At 59.0% G+C, this 19011-nt stretch carries 16 protein-coding genes; 11 read left to right on the top strand and 5 right to left on the bottom strand.

Going from position 1 to position 19011, the window contains the following annotated elements:
* Positions 1–117: 117 nt before the first annotated feature.
* The 4 genes from cobN to HMPREF3135_RS01110 all read left to right on the top strand — a co-directional run bounded on the left by cobN (position 118) and on the right by HMPREF3135_RS01110 (position 7017).
* Positions 118–3768, top strand: a complete 3651-nt coding sequence (gene cobN, locus HMPREF3135_RS01125) for a cobaltochelatase subunit CobN (RefSeq protein WP_070437451.1) — start codon at positions 118–120, stop codon at positions 3766–3768.
* Positions 3769–3844: 76 nt separating this feature from the next.
* Positions 3845–4465 carry an FxsA family protein gene (locus HMPREF3135_RS01120; protein ID WP_070437448.1) on the top strand — a complete coding sequence of 207 codons (621 nt, stop codon included), beginning with the start codon at positions 3845–3847 and terminating at the stop codon, positions 4463–4465.
* A 38-nt stretch (positions 4466–4503) separates the two neighbouring features.
* Entirely contained in the window at positions 4504–6192 is a 1689-nt protein-coding gene (gene lnt, locus HMPREF3135_RS01115; RefSeq protein ID WP_070437445.1) for an apolipoprotein N-acyltransferase, read from the top strand.
* 12 nt (positions 6193–6204) lie between these two features.
* On the top strand, positions 6205–7017 hold the full coding sequence (locus tag HMPREF3135_RS01110; protein ID WP_016422816.1) for a polyprenol monophosphomannose synthase: 813 nt from the start codon (positions 6205–6207) through the stop codon (positions 7015–7017).
* Between the two features lie 322 nt (positions 7018–7339).
* On the opposite strand, the gene HMPREF3135_RS01105 is transcribed toward HMPREF3135_RS01110, so the two are convergent.
* Complete coding sequence (locus tag HMPREF3135_RS01105; protein ID WP_005511311.1) at positions 7340–7729, bottom strand: RNA polymerase-binding protein RbpA; 390 nt, start codon at positions 7727–7729, stop codon at positions 7340–7342.
* 81 nt (positions 7730–7810) lie between these two features.
* Here HMPREF3135_RS01105 and HMPREF3135_RS01100 point away from each other — a divergent pair, with 81 nt between their 5' ends.
* The 5 genes from HMPREF3135_RS01100 (at position 7811) to HMPREF3135_RS01075 (ending at position 12327) form a co-directional block, all read left to right on the top strand.
* Positions 7811–8203, top strand: coding sequence for a hypothetical protein (locus tag HMPREF3135_RS01100; RefSeq protein WP_224783748.1), 393 nt, complete (start codon positions 7811–7813; stop codon positions 8201–8203).
* Between the two features lie 17 nt (positions 8204–8220).
* Positions 8221–8931 (top strand): YceI family protein, encoded by a 711-nt coding sequence (locus HMPREF3135_RS01095; RefSeq protein WP_070437442.1) that lies wholly within the window; start codon positions 8221–8223, stop codon positions 8929–8931.
* Between the two features lie 190 nt (positions 8932–9121).
* Positions 9122–9340, top strand: coding sequence for a hypothetical protein (locus tag HMPREF3135_RS01090; protein WP_049193535.1), 219 nt, complete (start codon positions 9122–9124; stop codon positions 9338–9340).
* 509 nt (positions 9341–9849) lie between these two features.
* On the top strand, positions 9850–11286 hold the full coding sequence (locus HMPREF3135_RS01080) for a hemolysin family protein (protein ID WP_070437436.1): 1437 nt from the start codon (positions 9850–9852) through the stop codon (positions 11284–11286).
* 3 nt (positions 11287–11289) lie between these two features.
* Positions 11290–12327, top strand: a complete 1038-nt coding sequence (locus HMPREF3135_RS01075; RefSeq protein WP_070437433.1) for a hemolysin family protein — start codon at positions 11290–11292, stop codon at positions 12325–12327.
* Between the two features lie 64 nt (positions 12328–12391).
* Here the strand turns inward: HMPREF3135_RS01075 and tpx are convergent, their stop codons facing one another.
* Complete coding sequence (tpx, locus tag HMPREF3135_RS01070) at positions 12392–12889, bottom strand: thiol peroxidase (protein WP_016422822.1); 498 nt, start codon at positions 12887–12889, stop codon at positions 12392–12394.
* A gap of 174 nt (positions 12890–13063) precedes the next feature.
* Here tpx and HMPREF3135_RS01065 point away from each other — a divergent pair, with 174 nt between their 5' ends.
* Positions 13064–13348 carry an Lrp/AsnC family transcriptional regulator gene (locus HMPREF3135_RS01065; RefSeq protein WP_005511316.1) on the top strand — a complete coding sequence of 95 codons (285 nt, stop codon included), beginning with the start codon at positions 13064–13066 and terminating at the stop codon, positions 13346–13348.
* Between the two features lie 38 nt (positions 13349–13386).
* On the opposite strand, the gene HMPREF3135_RS01060 is transcribed toward HMPREF3135_RS01065, so the two are convergent.
* Together HMPREF3135_RS01060 and HMPREF3135_RS01055 are read right to left on the bottom strand one after the other, a co-directional pair.
* Positions 13387–15096, bottom strand: a complete 1710-nt coding sequence (locus tag HMPREF3135_RS01060) for an FAD-binding dehydrogenase (protein ID WP_049170503.1) — start codon at positions 15094–15096, stop codon at positions 13387–13389.
* Positions 15097–15213: 117 nt separating this feature from the next.
* On the bottom strand, positions 15214–16668 hold the full coding sequence (locus HMPREF3135_RS01055; protein WP_070437430.1) for a class I SAM-dependent methyltransferase: 1455 nt from the start codon (positions 16666–16668) through the stop codon (positions 15214–15216).
* A gap of 188 nt (positions 16669–16856) precedes the next feature.
* Here HMPREF3135_RS01055 and HMPREF3135_RS01050 point away from each other — a divergent pair, with 188 nt between their 5' ends.
* Entirely contained in the window at positions 16857–18278 is a 1422-nt protein-coding gene (locus HMPREF3135_RS01050; RefSeq protein WP_016422826.1) for an NAD(P)/FAD-dependent oxidoreductase, read from the top strand.
* 92 nt (positions 18279–18370) lie between these two features.
* On the opposite strand, the gene HMPREF3135_RS01045 is transcribed toward HMPREF3135_RS01050, so the two are convergent.
* The gene (locus HMPREF3135_RS01045; protein WP_231367197.1) at positions 18371–18934 is read right to left on the bottom strand and encodes a PaaI family thioesterase; all 564 of its coding nucleotides are present in this window, start codon (positions 18932–18934) and stop codon (positions 18371–18373) included.
* Positions 18935–19011: the final 77 nt, after the last annotated feature.

Raw genomic sequence — 19011 nt, 5'->3', positions numbered from 1 at the left:
GCTCGGTGAAAATCCGCACGGTCGCGCCACTGTCACAGTCAGACCTCGTCATCGGTTAGAAGGCAGACTCCCGCCGACCGGGGACGCGTTGCTCCCCAGGAAGTGAATGACTACACCGTGATTCTGCTGCTGTCGACCTCGGATACCGACCTTCTGTCCGCCCGCGCGGCCGCTCAGGCCAACCCGGAGGTGTCCTACCGTTGGGCAAACCCGGCGCGTCTGCTCGACGATGATTTGCCCACGCTTGCCGACGGCGCCGATGTCGTCATCATCCGACTTCTCGGTGGCCGCCGCGCCTGGGAATCCGGCATCGACTACTTTGTGAACTCCGGTATTCCCACCGTCCTCGTCTCCGGTGAGCAGGCACCCGATGCCGAACTCACCGAGTACTCGACAGTTCCCGCAAACGTCGCCACGCAAACGCACATCTACCTGGCGGAAGGCGGCGCGAAAAACCTCGCACAGCTGCACAATTTCTTGTCGGACACACTGCTTCTGACCGGTCTTGGCTTTGAAGAACCAGCTCGCATGCCGGCCTGGGGTTTCCTGGAGCGCGACTCCAAGGTGGCCACGGAAGATTCCCGCGGCACCGTCGGCATTATTTACTACCGCGCCCAGCACCTGGCGGGAAATACGCACTACATTGAGGCTCTCGCTGACGCTGTCGAGGCTCGCGGCTACGTCGCCAAGCCCATCTTCGCCGCATCCCTGCGCACCGCCAGCGATGAACTGCTGGCAGAGCTGGCGACCTGCGACGCGCTCATCACCACGGTGCTTGCCGCTGGCGGCAACCGCCCGGCACTCGCGCAGGCTGGCCAGGACGATGACGGCTGGGATGTCGCCGCACTCGCCGACTTGAACATCCCAATCATCCAGGGGTTGGCTCTGACCTCTTCCAAGGCGGCATGGGAGGACAACGACGAGGGCCTGTCACCGCTGGACGTCGCAACACAGGTCGCCGTCCCCGAATTCGACGGCCGCATCATCTCGGTCGCGTTCTCCTTTAAGGAAATCGACTCCGACGAGCTCATTTCCTACGTCCCGGATCTCGAGCGCTGCGACCGCCTCGCCGGCATCGCCACCCGTTACGCCGCACTTCGCCATATTGACAACGCCGACAAGCGCGTCGCCGTCATGCTCTCTGCGTACCCGACCAAGCACGCCCGCATCGGCAACGCTGTCGGTCTGGACACGCCGGCATCCACGTTGAAGGTGCTGCACGCGCTTGCCGACGCCGGATACAACCTCGGCGACACCACCAAAATCCCCGGATATGCCACCGCCGAGGATGGTGCCGATGAACCAGATGCGTTCATGCACGCCATCATCGAGGCCGGCGGCCAGGACCCGGACTGGCTGACCGAAGAGGTTATGGAGGCAGCCGAGCTTCGCCTGCCCGCTGCCACCTACGAGAAGTTCTTCGCTACCTTGCCGGAAGAACTTCGCTCCGACATGCAGGACAAGTGGGGTGCCGCGCCGGGAACCCTGTACGTCCACCCGGATACCCAGGACATCTACATTGCGGGCCTGACCTTCGGCAATGTCGTGGTCATGGTGCAGCCACCGCGCGGTTTCGGTGACAACCCGGTGGGTATCTACCACGACCCGGATCTGCCGCCGACGCACCATTACCTGGCCTGCTACCGCTTCCTGTCGCTGCCGCAGGCGCAGGGCGGTTTCGGCGCCGATGCCGTGGTTCACATGGGCAAGCACGGCAACCTGGAGTGGCTGCCGGGCAAGACCGTCGGCCTTTCCGCTTCCTGCGGCCCGGATGCTGCCATCGGCGAGCTGCCAATGATCTACCCCTTCCTGGTCAACGACCCGGGCGAAGGCACACAGGCCAAGCGCCGTGCTCACGCCACGCTTGTCGACCACCTCATTCCGCCAATGGCCCGCGCCGAATCCTACGGTGACATCACCCGTCTGGAACAGCTTCTCGACGAGCACCAGAACATCTCCGCCATGGATCCGGCCAAGCTGCCGGCCATCCGCCAGGAGATTTGGACGCTGCTGACCGCCGCGAAGATGGACCGCGACCTCGGCTGGGACGAGCGCCCGGACGAGGAGGTCTTCGATGACATGCTCATGCATGTCGACGGCTGGCTCTGCGAGATTAAGGACGTCGCCATCCGCGGTGGCCTCCACGTGCTCAGCCAGGCACCGGAAGAGGAATCCCTGATCGGCACTGTGACCACCATGTTGCGCGCCCGCCAGCTGTGGGGCGGCAAGCAGACCCTGCCGGGCCTGCGCGAAGCTCTCGGCCTGGCCGAGGACGGCACCGATGAGCGCCACGCTGTGGACTCTATCGATGCACTGGCTACGGCACTGGTAACCGCCGTGGTGAAGAATTCCGACCAACCGGTGACACAGATCGCGGCTGATGTGCTCGGCTCCGAGGAATTTGCCGATATCGCGGCACCAAACGGCCTTGATCAGGTTGTCGAGCTGCTGCAGTTCACCCGCGACGAAATTCTCCCGCGCCTGGCTGCTACCAGCGAGGAGATCCCGCGTATTCTTTCCGCTCTCGATGGCGAATTTGTTCCAGCTGGCCCCTCCGGCTCACCGTTGCGTGGCCTGGTCAACGTGCTGCCAACAGCCCGCAACTTCTACTCGGTTGACCCCAAGGCGGTGCCGTCGCGCCTGGCTTGGGAAACCGGTGTCAACCTCGCCGATGGCCTGATTGAGCGCTACCGCGCCGACCACGGCGAGTATCCCAAGTCGGTTGGCCTGTCGGTATGGGGCACTTCCGCCATGCGTACTTCTGGCGATGACATCGCCGAGGTGCTCGCGTTGATTGGTGTGCATCCGGTGTGGGATGACGCATCTCGCCGTATTGTCGGCCTCGAGCCGATTCCGCTGGAGGAGCTGGGCCGCCCGCGCATTGACGTGACCGTCCGTATTTCCGGCTTCTTCCGTGATGCGTTTCCGCATGTTATCGACCTTTTGGATGATGCGTTTCAGCTCGTCGTCAAGCTTGATGAATCCGATGAGGACAACTACGTGCGCGCCCATGCGAAGGCCGACCAGCAGGAGCGCCCGCGTCGCATCTTCGGTTCCAAGCCGGGCACCTATGGAGCTGGCCTGCTGCAGCTGATCGATTCCGGTTCCTGGCGCGATGACGCGGACCTGGCAAAGGTCTACACGACCTGGGGTGGCTACGCCTATGGCCGCGGCGTCGATGGGGAAGAGGCAGCTGACGACATGAAGACGGCCTACCGCCGTATTCAGGTTGCCGCGAAGAATGCCGATACCCGCGAGCACGATATCGCCGACTCCGATGACTACTTCCAGTTCCACGGCGGCATGATCGCCACGGTCCGTGCACTGACGGGTTCCACTCCAGAAGCGTATGTGGGAGATTCCACGCGCCCGGACGCCGTGCGCACCCGCACCCTGCACGAGGAGACGCGACGCGTCTTCCGTGCCCGCGTGGTCAACCCACGCTGGATGCAGGCCATGCGTAACCACGGCTACAAGGGTGCCTTCGAAATGGCCGCAACCGTCGACTACCTCTTCGGTTACGACGCGACGGCGCAGGTCATGGATGACTGGATGTACGAAACGCTTACCGACAAGTACGTTGCGAACCCGGAAAACCGCGAGTTCTTTGAACAGTCGAATCCGTGGGCTTTGCACGATATTTCCGAGCGCCTGATGGAGGCCGCCGAGCGCGGTATGTGGGAAAACCCCGACCAGGAACGCATGGATCTGCTGCGCCAGACCTACCTGGATACAGAGGGCGACTTGGAGGAGCGCGCTGACCGGTAGGCGACCGCTAGTCGTCGTCTAACCGGCCGATAGCCGTAACCACTTGCTCATCTAGTGGCGGTTACACTGGGGAACTATGAGCAAGTGGTTCACAATTATTTACCTCATCGCCGAGATTGCGGCCTTTATCGCACTTGGTGAATGGATTGGCTATGGCTGGACCGTCCTGCTGGTTCTGGGTCTATTCATTCTGGGATTGGTTTTCGCCGCCATCGAGTTCAAGCGCATCTACCAGAAGTTGCTGCTGGATACTTCTCGTACTCTTACTGAGTACGGACAGAAGCATCCGGAGGAGGCAATCAAGCGCTCGGCAAAGGGCGCGGGACACTTTGTGGCTGACTCGGCAATCCTGTTGGTTGGCTCTTGGCTGATTGCCCTGCCGGGCGTCGTCTCCACGGTTGTTGGTTTCCTCATGGTGCTACCGCCGACTCGCTGGCTGATTCGTAAGAGCGGATCGGTGGCGCTGCTCAACGGACTCCGCAACTTCAGTGACCGCAGCATGATGGTGGTCTCTCAGTACGGCATGAACCCGGGTGCTCCAGGAGCTGGCGCTGGTGCTGGCGGTTTTTCGGGGTTCCCTGGATTCTCTGGTGGTTTTCCGGGCGCGGATGGCAAGGCCTTCCCACAGGATAAAATCGTCCCACCGGCACCGGACAACGCCTGGGATGATGACCAGGACGACAGCGACAAGCGCTAACTCAAAAACTCGCGAACGTAGAGAGTTCTCTTATACAAGTGCACACTAACCGCCAAGCGCGCTCCAGCGAGCACGGGAACGTCGCTCAGAAAGACGCTTCGAAAGACATTCCGGAGAATCCGAATCGCTGGCAGGCGCGCTTTCGCGCGCTTACCCCACTAAAGCAGCGCCTCGTTCTCGCCTTCATTGCAATCCTCGCTGGTGGATTGCAATTCTTAAGCTATGCGCCCATGAGCTGGTGGTGGACGGCCTGGATCGGCCTCGCCCTGCTCATTTTTGCCTTCTTCTGCGCAGCCGATTGGAAATCCAGCGTAGTGGTGGGCTTCAGCTGGGCAACAGCGACGGCACTTTTCTCACTGCCGTGGATCGGCTCCTTCGTCGGCATTGGCCCCTACGTGGCGCTCTCAATTGTGCTGGGTCTTCTCACAATTCCGGCGGCGTTTGCGATGTGGCTGATTGCGCAATCCAGTTTCCCCCTCGCGCTGAAGCTCCCTGGCATGGCCGCTGCGCTCGTGGCAGGGGAGGCGCTGCTAGCCCGCTGGCCTTTCGGAGGCTTCCCCTGGCTCCGCGTTGCCTGGGGGCAGGTCGACGGCCCGCTGGCCCCAGCAGTGGCAATCGGCAGCACTGCATTGGTCACTTTCCTCGCTGCTTGCGTTGGTGCGGGACTGGTCGCGCTCACGCTACGTTCCTATGCAACCTCCGCTGCGCTTTTGGTGGGAGCGTTATTCGTCGGCTGGGTTCTTCCTGCGTGGACCCAACCGCTGCCTGAGCCTACGGCCGCTGACAACACCCGTGTCGCGGTTATCCAGGGCAATGTTCCGCGCCTCGGTTTAGAGTTCAATGCCCAGCGCCGCGCAGTCCTGCAAAACCACGCCGATGCCACCAATGAGCTGGCCCGACGTGTCCACCAAGGTAAGGAAGAGCAGCCGGACATCGTCATCTGGCCCGAAAACTCCTCCGATGTCAGCCCGTTTACGGATGGGGAAGCGGCACGCATTATCGAAAACGCCGCGATGAATATTGGCGCTCCCATCGTGGTCGGCACCTTTACCTACACCAATGGGGTGCAAAACACCATGGTGGTCTGGGATCCGCAGACCGGCCCCGGCGACCAGCACGAGAAAATCTATCTCCAGCCCTTCGGCGAAACCATGCCATTCCGCGAACTGCTACGTCACTTTTCCGACATGGTCGCTCACGCCGGAGACATGACTCCGGGCAACGGCGATGCCGTGGTCACAACGCCAGGCACCGATGGTTTAAAGAAGGTCAATCTAGGCGTGGCCACCTGTTACGAAGTGGTCTTCGATGGTGCCTTCCGCAACGCAGTCAACCACGGCGCAACCATGCTGGCCACGCCCACAAATAACGCCACCTTCGGTTTCACCGACATGACCTACCAACAGCTGGCCATGAGCCGCATGCGGGCCCTGGAGTTCCAACGCTCCACGGCCGTCGCCGCAACCAGCGGTGTGAGCGCGATTGTGGATGCGCACGGAGACGTCGTAAAGCAGAGCAAAATCTTCGAGCAGAAGGTACTCACTGAAACTCTGCCTCAGTACTCCCACCTGACTTTTGCAGCCCGCTTCGGGACGTGGATTGAAGGTCTACTGACTGCATTCGGTATTCTTTGTGTGGTTGGTGCCGTCCTGCGTCGCCGTGGCGGAGTTGCCAGGGCAGGCGCAGATGAAGTTGATGGCCGGGATACTGAGCAGAACATGCACTAAGGAGAATCACGAGTGACTGCCCTAAATGAGTCGACGCTGGTTGTCATTCCCACTTTCAACGAGCGGGAAAACCTGCCGGGCGTGATTGCACGCCTGCGCGCAGCGGAGCCTCGCGTCGACATTTTGGTTGTCGATGACTCTTCACCAGACGGCACCGGTGAGCTCGCCGATGAAATCGCTGCCGCTGACAAGTCGGACAACGGCGAAGAGCACATCTACGTCCTGCACCGCGAGGGCAAGGGCGGTCTCTGGGGTGCGTACCGCGCGGGCTTCGCTTGGGGTCTCGAGCGCGACTACGAGGTTCTCTGCGAGATGGATGCCGACGGCTCCCACGCACCAGAGCAGTTCCATCTGCTGCTGGAGAAGCTCGAGGACGGTGCCGATGTCGTCATCGGTTCCCGCTACATTCCGGGCGGCAAGACCGTCAACTGGCCAATGAGCCGTCAGGTTCTCTCCCGCGGCGGCAACCTCTACATCTCGCTGGCGCTCGGCGCGGGCATCTCGGATATCACCGCTGGCTACCGTGCTTATCGACGGGAAGTTCTCGAAACCCTTGACCTCGAGAACATTGGCAAGGCTGCGTACCTGTTCCAGACCGAGCTCGCTTTTGAGGCTGTACAGGCGGGCTTCTTGGTGGAGGAGGTTCCGATCACCTTTACTGAGCGCGAGTACGGCGAGTCCAAGATGGATGGCAGCTTTGTGAAGCAGTCTCTGCTGCAGGTCACCAAGTGGGGATTCAAGCACCGCTCGCAGCAGGTAAAAAACCTGGGGTCGGAGATTGGTCGCCTGGCTGGTCACGAGTTTAAGCAGCGATTCCGCAAGTAGGGCTAGGGCAGCCCCAAAGATTGCGGCCTACCTGTGTGGAGACGGGCTGCCTGTATGACTGCGGGCTGCAAATGTGAATACGGGCTGCCTGTATGAATGGGGGCTGCAAATGTGAAACTGTCTTAGTTTATGACAGTTTCAAGCCATTTTTCAGACCATTTTTGTCATAAACGCAGTCAGTAACTCGGATCGGCCCGCCGCAGCCAGGCACCAACAAAAAACGGGCCCGAATAAGGAGCAAAACCTTATCCGGACCCATTTTGCAGCATGTAATTCACAGCTGCAGCGCCCTAAAGCTCACTAGCGCAAGCCAGCTCAAACCTTAAGCGTTCTTCTCTGCTTCTTCGGCTTCCTTCTGAGCCTTCAGCAGGCGAGCGGCGTTACGACGACGCTTGCGCAGCAAGTCAACACGCTCATCCAGCAGCACGTCGAGCTCCTCGATGGAGCGGCGCTCACGGAGCATGTCCCAGTGAGTCCTCGGCGGCTTCACCGGCTTGGCTTCAGTGCCTTCGCCTTCAACCAGCTCACCAATTTGGCCATTCTTGCACAGCCATTCACCTGGAATTTCCGCGTCATCCGCGAATGGGACCTCGAAGATCTCACCGGATTCAGTGCGGTAGCGGACCATCATTCGCGGCGCGAGGTCATGATCGCGATCGGTCTCATACGAAACGGCGCCCATGCGACTGCCACGAAGAACTCGATCTGCCATGTGGAACGTGCCCCCTTTGGTAGAAATACTAGACCACACATTATAACGCCTTAATCTGTATTCATGCCATAATTGACTTCTGTGTCAGATCAAAAGCCGAGCACAACTACTGCCAATTGCCAGTGGTGTGGCCGCGAAATGGAGGTCGCCATCCGCGGTCGCCGTCGCAAGTTCTGCAGCCAAGCCTGCCGGCAGCGCGCGTACGAAAAACGCACTGGCGTAGCAAAAGGCGCTTCCAGGCCGATTGCCGAGCGAATCAATTCGGATCTCACGCTAAAGACCGCCACCGATGCCACGAGCAGGCCGGCGGGCGATGACGTCGTAAAGCGAATAGGGGACGGGCTCTTCGAAGTACGTTGTCTCGCCGAAGACTTGCGCACCGCGCTTGACGACGGCATGGAGACTGCCGTCCTGCAGGAGATTACGCAGGAATTGATTATGAAAACGCGCGAGGTGGAACGGTTTATCCCATAGCGGATTAAAAGGATAGGATGAGCACTATGAATTCTGGTGTCCGTAAGTCAATTATTACTTTGATAGCCGTTGCAGTTGTTGCGCTCGCAATTGTTATTGTGGGGCCAGTTTTGTATCGCGTTTTCACGCATGAAGGGGTGCGTACCGGGGATTTCGAGGCCACGGAGCTGCCTGCAGCAACAACTGATGCGAATGGCACCTGGAAGATTATCGGTGGCGATAACTCACAGAACACTTCCGTTGGCTTTACTTTTAACGAGGTACTGCCGGGCAGCAGGCGGACGACGTCCGGTTCCACTCACGATGTCACCGGTGAGCTGAAGGTTGCTGACAACAATCTTGAGGACGCATCCGTTGTTGTTGATATGGCAACTCTGACTAGCGATATTGAACGTCGTGACATCAATGTCCGCAACAATATTTTCAGCGTTGAGCAGTACCCAGAAGCTAAGTTTGAGCTTGCAGAACCACTCGATATTTCGAGCATTCCAGATAACGGCCAGTGGGCAAATATCGAGATTCCGGGACGCCTGACCATCCGCGGTGTCACCAATGATGTCACCGTACCAATGAAGGCCGCTCGTACCGAAAACTTGGTTTTGTTGTCGGGCTCTTTGCCAATCAACCGCCTGGATTACAACGTGCGCCTGCCACAGTTTGTAGCTGCATCCATCGAGGAGAACGGCGAACTCAATCTGCGCATTGTCGCAGAGAAGCAGGACGCGTAGGACGCGTAGGTTTCGCGGCTGGCAGACACAGCCATCTAAAGAGAATCGCAGTAGCGCTAATCCAAAGAGGCTTATAGCCAGCGAAAATACACCTCGATTCGTCACTGTGACGCAATAAAGCCATTTAGTCACACACCACAGAAGTCCTGCCAAAAACAATTTTGGTAGGCCAGTTGGGAGTCACAACGATATGAACACCTACGAAGCAATGCTGCTCGCACGAAAGGTGCGAATGGTACTACTGATTATCTTCATTGCATTCGTGGCCTACAAGGGCGCGTGGTGGCTCGTGGCTGTCGGCATACTCCTGATTGGCATGACGCTGTGGCAGAACAAGAGGCTGCGGGAAGAGATTGCCGTCCGCAACGCGGATGAGCTTGCAGCGAACGCCAAGGACAATGAGCAATAATCCCGACGGCATAGATCAAGCGCCAAGATAGAACACGGCAGCAGAAAAAGCGGCGGCGAAAAAGGCGACAGTCCTGGAAATTCAGAAAACCCCAGGGCCAACCACTTTCATTATTTGTCCGATAATATACATTATGACATTTTGGCCTTAGGGGCTTACTCTCCCCTTTACCGCCGATGCGCCATTGTCGTCAGGCCTAACCAGCCAGCCAGTCAGTCAGACTGCCCCGCCAACCCGCACCGCCATGCCCACTCAGCAAAGAATTGATTTTCGCTACACGGCTATTCAGGAATGTTTTGTAAGATTTCTCGCATGCCTGAACTCTCAGACACATCCAGCAGCTCAGACAGACCCAATGCGTCCGACACATCAGATAGATCTGGCTCGTCCGACGACCCAGAGCCTCGCGCCAACGTTGGCGGGCTCTCTGTAGCCGCAGTAAGCGCAATCACCGCAGCAACCGCCGCAGCATCCCCAGCGAACGCAGCGAACACTTCAGGTGATGCCGCGTGATTGTATCCGCACTCATCGTCTTAGCGGTCTTTCTATTCCTCGTTTTCGCCAACGCAATTTTCGTTGCTGTCGAGTTTTCCTACCTCACGGTTAACAGGAACGATGTCAAGAAGGCCGCAAACGCCGGCTCAAAGTCCGCATACTTAGTAGACCGTGCTCTATCACGCACCTCTACAAACCTCTCCGGCGCACAGCTGGGAATTACGGTCACCAGCCTCGTCGCTGGTTTCCTTACCGGGCCTTCCCTCGGCGTGCTCCTCGAAGCCGCATTTGGTGGCACTAGCATCTCTCCCGCCACCGTCACTGCAATCAGCACTACGGGCGCTTTCATTATCGCGACTTTCACTCAAATGGTCTTTGGCGAACTCGTCCCCAAAAACTGGGCCATCGCCGAGCCCGCTAAAGTCGCAAACCTGGTGGTCAGGCCACAAAATGCCTTTATGTTCGCATTCGGCTGGCTGGTCTGGCTACTCAACAGCGCGGCTAATTGGGTGCTAAAACGGCTCGGCTTCTCCCCTGAGGAAGAGGTCGCCAGTGCCAGGACCGCGGAGGAACTCCGTGCCGTCGTCACGCGCTCTAGCGATGAAGGAAAGATTAACCCGCAGACCGCCGAGTTGGTGGCGCGATCGATTGAGTTCGGCGAGCGCACGGCGGCTGATGTGATGACGCCACGCACGCAGATTATCTTTATCGAAAATCAGAGCGTCGCAGAGATGCTGACGGTCGTCGCAGATTCCGGGCACGCCCGCTTCCCCGTCGTCGGCAACAGCGTCGACGACATTCGCGGCGTGGTGCATTACACCGACCTGCTCAGCGTGCCACACGCACAACGCTTGACGACGTCGGCTGCGAGTCTGGCCAAAGATGTACTTGTGGTGAACGACTCGACCACACTTGATCCGCTGATGCGGCAACTGCGTGAGGACGCATACCAGTTCGCGGTGGTTGTCGATGAGTACGGCGGCACGGACGGCATTGTGACGTTGGAGGATCTCGTCGAGGAAATCGTCGGTGAAATTGACGATGAACAGGACGATCGTTCGTTGCTCTACAGCCGGATTAGCCCCAATACGGTGATTGTTTCCGGTCTCATGCGCCCTGATGAGTTGGGAGAGATCCTAAACCTGGTCCTGCCGGAGGGCGAAGAATCCGACACTATTGGTGGATTTATCACCGAACGCTTGGATCGCATGCCTCGCTTCGGCGACACGATTACGGTCGAAGCCACCGACCACGAAAACCTCGATGAGGAGAACTTGCCTACCACCGCTGAAGTTGCTTTTCGAGTCGAGCGCATGGCGCGTCACCGCGTTGGCCGTATTCGCGTCCAGGTGGACCGCGCCGGCAACAGAGTCGCGCACACGAATGAAGGCGCTGACCAGGACGGCACCAGTCACAACCACGTCGAGCACAACAGCGAAAAGGAGGGCTAAAACATGCCACTACTTACTCTTATTTTGCTGTTGGCCCTCAATGCCTGGTTTGTCGCCGCTGAATTTGCGATGGTCTCGGCTCGCCGCGACCAGATTGAACCGGATGCCGTCAGCGGCTCTACCAGCGCAAAGTACGCGCTGCGCGGTATCGAAAACGTGTCGGTCTCCCTGGCGGCAACACAGCTGGGCATTACCGCCTGTTCCCTGCTCATCGGTGCCGTCGGTGAGCCTGCGATTGCGCACTTCTTCGAGCCCTACATGACAGCGCTGGGACTCCCCGCGGGCACCGCCCACGTGGTGGCACTAGTGTTGGCGCTGCTGATTGTCACTTTCTTACACATGGTTGTCGGCGAAATGGTGCCGAAGAACATCGCTATTGCGGCTCCCAGTCCGACGGCGAAGTTCGTGGCTATTCCGCTGTATGTGATTGTGCGGGTACTCAATCCGGTTATCTGGGCGATGAATACGACGGCGAACATCGTGGTTCGCAAGATTCTTCGCGCCACTCCGAAGGACGAGGTCGATTCCTCCTTCACCGCTAGTCAGGTGCAGGATTTCGTCGCCGAGTCCGGGCGTCAGGGCCTTCTCGACAATGACGAGCTCGCGCTCCTCCACAAAGCTCTCGGCTTCGAGCATCTCACCGCCGCGGATGTCACTATGCAACTCGACACCCTCGTCACCATTGGCCCCGACGCCATTGTCGCCGGCATCGAAGAGCTCAGCGCACGCACGCGCTTTTCCCGCTTCCCCATCACCGATGCCGACAGCAGCTTCATCGGCTACCTTCATGTCAAGGATTTGCTCTCGCTTGACGACGGTCACCGCGACCGACCCTTCCCGCGGAATCTAATTCGCACCTTTGCAAGCGTCAGCCCGGATGCCAAGCTCCAGACGGTCATGCGGCTGATGCAGCGCGAGCAGGCTCACTTCGCCTTGGTGACGGAGGAAAACAGTACTTCGGAGAGCTCTGTCAGCGGAATCGTTGCGCTGGAGGACGTACTAGAAGAGCTCGTCGGCGAAGTTCGCCAGGCAACAGCCTAGCGAGTGCGCCGACGAGCCCCGTCGATTCCAGCTGGTTACTTGCTGCTGAAAGCTTGTTAGCTAATTACTTCAGTGCAGCCAGTGCGGAGTCGTAGTCCGGCTCCGTGGTGATCTCATCGACCAGCTGGTTGTAAATGACCTTGCCCTCTTCGTCAGTGACGACTACGGCACGAGCAAGCAGGCCAGCGAGCGGGCCATCCTGCTGAACAACACCGAAGGCTTCGCCGAAACCGTGGCGGAAGTCCGAGGCAACCTCAACGTTGTCCAGGCCTTCTGCAGCACAGAAGCGACCGAGAGCGAACGGCAGGTCACGCGAAACATTAACCACGACGGTGTTGTCCAGCCCAGCAGCGTCCTCGTTGAAGTGACGCACCGAAGCTGCACAAACACCGGTGTCTACCGACGGGAAGATGTTGTAGACGACCTTCTTACCAGCGAAGGTCTCATTGGTGACCTCACCGAGGTCACCACCGGTGAGGGTAAACTCCGGAGCCTTGTTGCCCACCTGGGGCAGGTCTCCGGAAAGCTGGACTGGGTTGGACTGAAATGCGGTTTGTGTCATAGCGCCCTTTTTACCGACTTTCGTCCGGATCCTCCAGGCTGTTTTCTGGAAATCAGTAGAATCGTGACAGAAATGAAATTCCGGGCCGCAGTATCTTGAGCAATCTTGCGTACCTTGCGGTCCGGGCCACGCTATTCAGCGGGCCCCATGTTTAAACTCCGAGGAAAGGCAGCCATGAGTTTGATTACCGCAATTGTGTCCATCGATGTCGAAGCTGACAAGATTCCGGAGGCCGCCGAGACCATCGTCGAGATCGACGGCGTGACTGAGGTCTACTCCGTTACTGGTGACTGGGACTTGGTCGTCGTGGTGCGCGCAACTAATCACGATGATCTGGCGGAAATTATTCCAAACCTCATCAGCAAGGTCGACGGTGTCATTCGCACTCAGACTCAGCTGGCTTTCCGCACCTACTCTCAGCACGACCTGGAAAGTGCATTCTCCATCGGGCTGGAGTAGCCGCGGTTTCTTCTACCGAACTGTGCGGTATGCGGGAGCTACTTAACCACTTCCGCCATCGCACGGCCTGCCTGGCGGCCACTGAAAATACAGCCGCCCAGGAATGTACCTTCCAGCGCGTTGTTGCCGTGGACGCCGCCGCCACCGAAGCCAGAGGCCTCGCCTGCGGCGTAGAGCCCCTCGAAGGGAGTTCCGTCCGGGTGCAAGCACTGGCCGTCGAGGGTGGTCTCGATGCCACCGAGCGTCTTGCGGGTCAGCATGCGCAGACGAATAGCAATCAGTGGGCCGTTCTTCGGATCCAAAATCGGTGATGGCGGCACGGAGCGGATGATCTTGTCCCCGAGGAAGTTCCGGGCCACGTTGACGTAATTGACCTGGTAGTCCTTGGAGAAGGGGTTACCGGTCTGCATATCGCGCTGACGAATCTGCTCCTCGAGCTTCTCCAGGTCAATCTTCGGCGCTGCGGCTCCGGACTCCCCGCCCGAGCTCGCCTCCACAATCTCGTTCATCCCCTCGACCAGCTTTGGCAGATCGTCGGCAACCACCCAGTCTTCGCCGTTATCCATAAACGCCTGAATAGGTGCGGCAACACCAGAGGTCACCTTGCCAATCAGCTTCTTGATCTCCTTGTCGGTCAGATCCGGATTCTGTTCTGAGCCAGAGAAAATAAACTCCTTGCCCACGATGTTCTTATTCAGCACAAACCAGGAATACGAGTGTCCGGTGGCCAGAATGTGCTTCATCGTGCCGACAGTATCCGCGCCCGGAATATATGGCGCTGGCAGGCGGTTTCCTTCTGCGTCGAACCACATGGCCGACGGCCCCGGGATGATACGGATACCGTGATTCGGCCACACGGGATTCCAGTTCTTCATGCCCTCGGTGTAATGCCACATGCGGTCACGGTTGACGAGGTTTGCGCCGGCCTGCTCTGCAATCTCGATACCACGACCGTCAACATGCTCTGGCACACCGCAGACCATATCCTTCGGCATCTCGCCCAGGCGCTCGGTCGGCCAGCACTTACGCACGGCTTCCAGGTTGCCGCCAACACCGCCCGTCGCAATGCACACGGCCGACCCGCGGATCTCAAAGTCCTCCCCTGTTTCCTCGCGTGACGACGCCACTCCTCGCTCTAGCGATTCACAGGGAACCAGAATCTTGCCACGCACGCCGACGGCGCGACCATCTTCGACGATTACCTCGTCAACGCGGTGGCGATGGCAGTATTCCACCAGCCCCTTCTTCGCAGCTTCAGCGACCGGCTCTGCGAATACGCGGACGATTTCGGGGCCTGTGCCCCAGGTGAGGTGGAATCGGGGTACCGAGTTGCCGTGACCGTCGGCACGCCCTTCACCGCGCTCAGCCCACCCGACGACAGGCAGGAACTTCACGCCGAGATTGCGGAGGTAGTCACGCTTCTCCCCTGCCGCGAAGTTCAGGTAGGCCTTGGCCCACTTGCGTCCCCAGTTGTCTTCCTCGCGGTCGAACTGCGCGGAGTTGAACCAGTCAGCTTCAGCGAGCTCGCGGTTGTCCTTGACTCCCAGGCGGCGCTGCTCTGGCGAGTCGACGAGAAAGATTCCTCCCAGCGACCAGAAAGCCTGTCCGCCGAGGTTGTTGGCATTCTCCTGATCGACAAGGATGACCTTCTTGCCGGCCTGCGTGGCCTCATACGTCGCGACCAATCCGGCAAGACCGGCGCCGACGACAACAATGTCTGCAGTACGTGTGGTGCTCTGTGCGTTCATAGTTTCGTTTTTAGACCCTAAACACCGGCTTTGAGGTGGTTTTGCCTAAAAACGTGATTTATTTTTACAGGCTTTATTTATCTGGCGAATTTCCAACGCGCCCGGAGCTGCCCACTGCTAGTGAGGCCTGCGTGGCGCATGCACGAGCTCGACCTGTACGAGCGTGACTTTCTCTGCGCGCACGAGCGCTTCAAACAGCGACAGATAGTAATTCCACATCCTCCGGAACACTCTGTCGTACCCGATACCAGCGGCTTCGCGCGCATGCGCCGCAAAGAAATCTCGCTGGAGCTGCAAGGTCGTCGCGAAGTGCGCCGGAATGTACTCTTCCGCCGCGATGCGCAGGCCGGTTTCCCGGTCCACCATCTTGCGCAGCTCTTCTACAGTGAAAAGCTGCAGCTGCGGCCACACGTAAGCGCGTACGAGGTCCAAGCTGCGCTCGGCGAGCGCATCGAATTTGTCCGTCGCTACCACCATTTGGACGACGATGGTGCCGCGGTCGACAAGCAGACGCTCGGCGCTCTTCAGCCAGCGCAGCGCACCTGCACGACCGAAGGTCTCCAGACGCCCGACGTTGATAACCGCCTCGAAGTCGGACTCGAATTCGCGTGGCGACGGAATGTTGCGATCCATCTGGATCACATCGACCGCGCCGCGCAATCCGGCTTTTTCCACCCGTTCCAGCACCGTTTCGGTGTGGTCATCAGAGACGGTAATAACCTCCGCGCCCGCTCCCCTTTCTGCAGCTCGAAGGGCAATTTCTCCGCCTGCCGACGGCCATTCGGCGACACGGTCGCCGGCCCGGACTCGAGCCAGATCGAGGATGTGCTCAATATTGCGCACTTGAGCATGCAGAAAATCGGCACGCGCGACGGATTTCGGGGCATCGACATAAGTCACGTCAACTGACCAGTGCGAGGGAACCCCACCCTTGCCAGCACCACGGGCATAGTTTTGAATCTGTTCCCGCGACGAGGTTCGCACTCCGGAGGCGAACAGGCCGGAACCGCCCATCAGCAATTCGCCGGAATAGAGCTCCAGCAATGAGGTCGGCAACTCTCCCGCCATATCTGGCCCATCGAGACGCGGACGTGAACGCGCGACTTTCATCAGACCACGTGCCAGCGGCCCCAACGAAGCAATATCAAGCTCGGCGCTGAGCAGTCGGCTGAGAAGCTCTGGCAAATCATCACTGGACCATTCGCCCGCGAGATAGGCCTCCCCCAATCCGAGCCATTCTGAATCAGCTAGTCGAGAATAGAAAACAGGATTAATGACGCTGAAAATGACTGGACGAAACGATTCAGAACTAGTGGGAGATTCACTGCCGCCGCTAGAGTTGGCACCACCGACTCCGTCGATAGCCAAATCGGCGTCACCCGTCGACCGAGTAATGAAGGACTCTCCGACAAACTCACCGGATTCGACCAGTTCAATGCCGTTATCCTGGCAGAGACGCTCAAAAGAGCGTTCCATCATTTCGGCACGTTTCGCTAGGAAACGCCCCTCTGGAATACGCGCAACCCGAGGCCATCGCTCTGCGTCAATTGCCTGCCGGCTTGCCGAATTCACCCTGCCCGAACCTCCTAACAATCGCGCCGCATAAAGGTACGAATAACGAACTGAGTTTGCTCTCGCAAGCCTACCGCGCAGGGACCCAGAATAGGCGGTGGCGCACCGAGAGGATTACTATTGTGGCTTGCCGGCTAAAAGCCGAATCTAAAACTTCGAGAACTTTAAAGTCTGTGAGGAGAAAATACATGACCGAGACTCCGTACCGCCCGCACTCCGGACGCCCGCACGTGGTCGTCATCGGTTCGGGTTTCGGTGGCTTGTTCGCGGCGAAGAAGTTGCAGGGCGCCGAGGTCGACGTCACTCTCATCGACCGCACTAACCACCACCTGTTCCAGCCACTGCTCTACCAGGTAGCAACGGGCATCCTGTCCTCGGGCGAAATCGCTCCGTCCACTCGTACGATCTTCGACGGTGTTCAGAACGTTCGTGTTGTCAAGGGCGATGTCACCGACATCGACGTCGAAAAGCAGGTTGTGACTTCGGAACTGGGTCACCAGACTTCCAAGTGGGAATACGACCACCTCCTGGTTGCCGCTGGCGCTGGCCAGTCCTACTTCGGCAATGATCACTTTGCCGAGTTTGCTCCGGGCATGAAGAACATCGACGACGCACTCGAAATCCGTGCCCGCATCATCGGCGCGTTTGAGCGCGCCGAGCTGACCAACGATCCGGCTGAGCGCGAGCGCCTGCTGACCTTTGTTGTTGTCGGCGCTGGTCCGACTGGTGTTGAGCTTGCTGGCCAGCTGGCCGAGCTGGCTAACCGCACCCTCGCATCGTCCTACCGCAGCTACAACCCGCACGCTGCACGCGTCGTCCTGCTCGACGGCGCACCGCAGGTTCTGCCGCCGTTTGGCAAGCGTCTGGGCCGCAAGGCTCAGAAGTCCCTGGAGAAGATGGGCGTCATCGTCAAGTTGGGCGCGATGGTGACTGACGTCAATGAAGAGGGAGTCACCTACAAGAACATGAAGGATGGAACCGAGGAGTTCATCCCGTCGTTCTGCAAGATTTGGTCCGCCGGCGTGTCCGCTTCCCCGCTGGGCAAGATGATTGCCGAGCAGACTGGCGCCGAGACCGACCGCGCTGGCCGTGTCGTTGTCAACGAGGACATGACAGCTGGTGACTACAAGAACGTCTACGTCGTGGGCGACATGTCCAACCGCGAGAACCTGCCGGGTGTTGCTCAGGTTGCTATTCAGGGTGGCGAGTACGTCGCCGCCAACATTGCAGCTGAGGCCGACGGCCGCGATGTCGCTGAGCGTCAGCCGTTCGAGTACTTCGATAAGGGCTCCATGGCAACCGTCTCCCGCTTCTCCGCAGTGGTGAAGATGGGCAAGGTTGAGGTCACCGGCTTCATCGGCTGGATTCTGTGGCTGGCCGTCCACCTGATGTTCCTGGTGGGCTTCCGCAACCGCCTCGTCTCCTGCGTCAGCTGGGGCCTGAACGTCCTGGACCGCAACCGTTGGCAGATGGTTTCCACCCGCCAGCAGATGTACGCACGCAACGCCATCGACCGCCTGGCCGAGTTCAACAAGGACAAGGCTGAGCAGGATCTGCCGCTGGAGGTTCGCGACACTCGCCGCGAGCACCGCGCAAAAAGGAACAAGTAGTTAACTTGCAGGTGGCCAGATTAGAAAACAGCTAATCACGACAAGCCACCTGCGAGCTTCCTACCAGGCCCGTTACCACCTATAACGATTTGCTACAGCGGCTTGTCGAGTACCGCAATTCGTAGGTTGGTGCGGGCCAGCAGTTTTTCATCTGCCTTGCGGGTGTGCTCAATACGCCACAGTTGCATGGTGCGCCCCAGGTACTCTGGCTCCGCCGTGGTAACGATTACCTCGCCAGCTCGGGCGGAGCGGTAAAAATCGGTGTTGTTGTTCACACCGACGACCGGCTTCTTCGCACCGCAGGCAACGAAACCAGCAATAGAGCCAGCAGTCTCACCTAGCGAGCAATAAACACCGCCATTGGCTAGGCCCCACGGTTGCAGGTGGTCGGGCCCGACCTCGAGCTCCATCTGAATTCGCTCCGGCCCGACATGGACAAACTTCGTGCCCAGCAAGGTATCTAGACCGCCGATTCCGTTATCGCCCAAGGTGCTGTTAAAAACAGCCAGCTCCTCATCGCTCAGCGCTTCCTGGCTCGCCTTCGTCGCCAGTGTCATATAATCGCGCAGCGCCTTCCTCTTCGCCTGCTCGGCGGAAGAAGCTGCAGAGTTCGAGTCCTGTGAACTGCCATTATTCGCAATAGTCTCGTCAGTCATGCCAAACATTGTGCCAGCGCACGCCATCACTCGTGGCAGTTTCAACGTTAAAAGCAGTAACAATTTCTGAGTCCCAG

This window comes from Corynebacterium sp. HMSC14H10 (genome assembly GCF_001807105.1).
Lineage (GTDB): Bacteria > Actinomycetota > Actinomycetes > Mycobacteriales > Mycobacteriaceae > Corynebacterium > Corynebacterium jeikeium_D.
The sequence above is the reverse complement of the archived record's forward strand: the minus strand, read 5'-3'. Positions and strand labels throughout refer to the sequence as shown.

Coding starts and splice junctions, on each gene's coding strand:
- HMPREF3135_RS01090 (WP_049193535.1), top strand. CDS start 9,122: ATGAACACCTACGAAGCAATGCTGCTCGCACGAAAGGTGCGAATGGTA.
- HMPREF3135_RS01120 (WP_070437448.1), top strand. CDS start 3,845: ATGAGCAAGTGGTTCACAATTATTTACCTCATCGCCGAGATTGCGGCC.
- tpx (WP_016422822.1), bottom strand. CDS start 12,889: ATGACACAAACCGCATTTCAGTCCAACCCAGTCCAGCTTTCCGGAGAC.
- HMPREF3135_RS01095 (WP_070437442.1), top strand. CDS start 8,221: ATGAGCACTATGAATTCTGGTGTCCGTAAGTCAATTATTACTTTGATA.
- HMPREF3135_RS01050 (WP_016422826.1), top strand. CDS start 16,857: ATGACCGAGACTCCGTACCGCCCGCACTCCGGACGCCCGCACGTGGTC.
- HMPREF3135_RS01045 (WP_231367197.1), bottom strand. CDS start 18,934: ATGACTGACGAGACTATTGCGAATAATGGCAGTTCACAGGACTCGAAC.
- HMPREF3135_RS01060 (WP_049170503.1), bottom strand. CDS start 15,096: ATGAACGCACAGAGCACCACACGTACTGCAGACATTGTTGTCGTCGGC.
- HMPREF3135_RS01075 (WP_070437433.1), top strand. CDS start 11,290: ATGCCACTACTTACTCTTATTTTGCTGTTGGCCCTCAATGCCTGGTTT.
- HMPREF3135_RS01105 (WP_005511311.1), bottom strand. CDS start 7,729: ATGGCAGATCGAGTTCTTCGTGGCAGTCGCATGGGCGCCGTTTCGTAT.
- HMPREF3135_RS01065 (WP_005511316.1), top strand. CDS start 13,064: ATGAGTTTGATTACCGCAATTGTGTCCATCGATGTCGAAGCTGACAAG.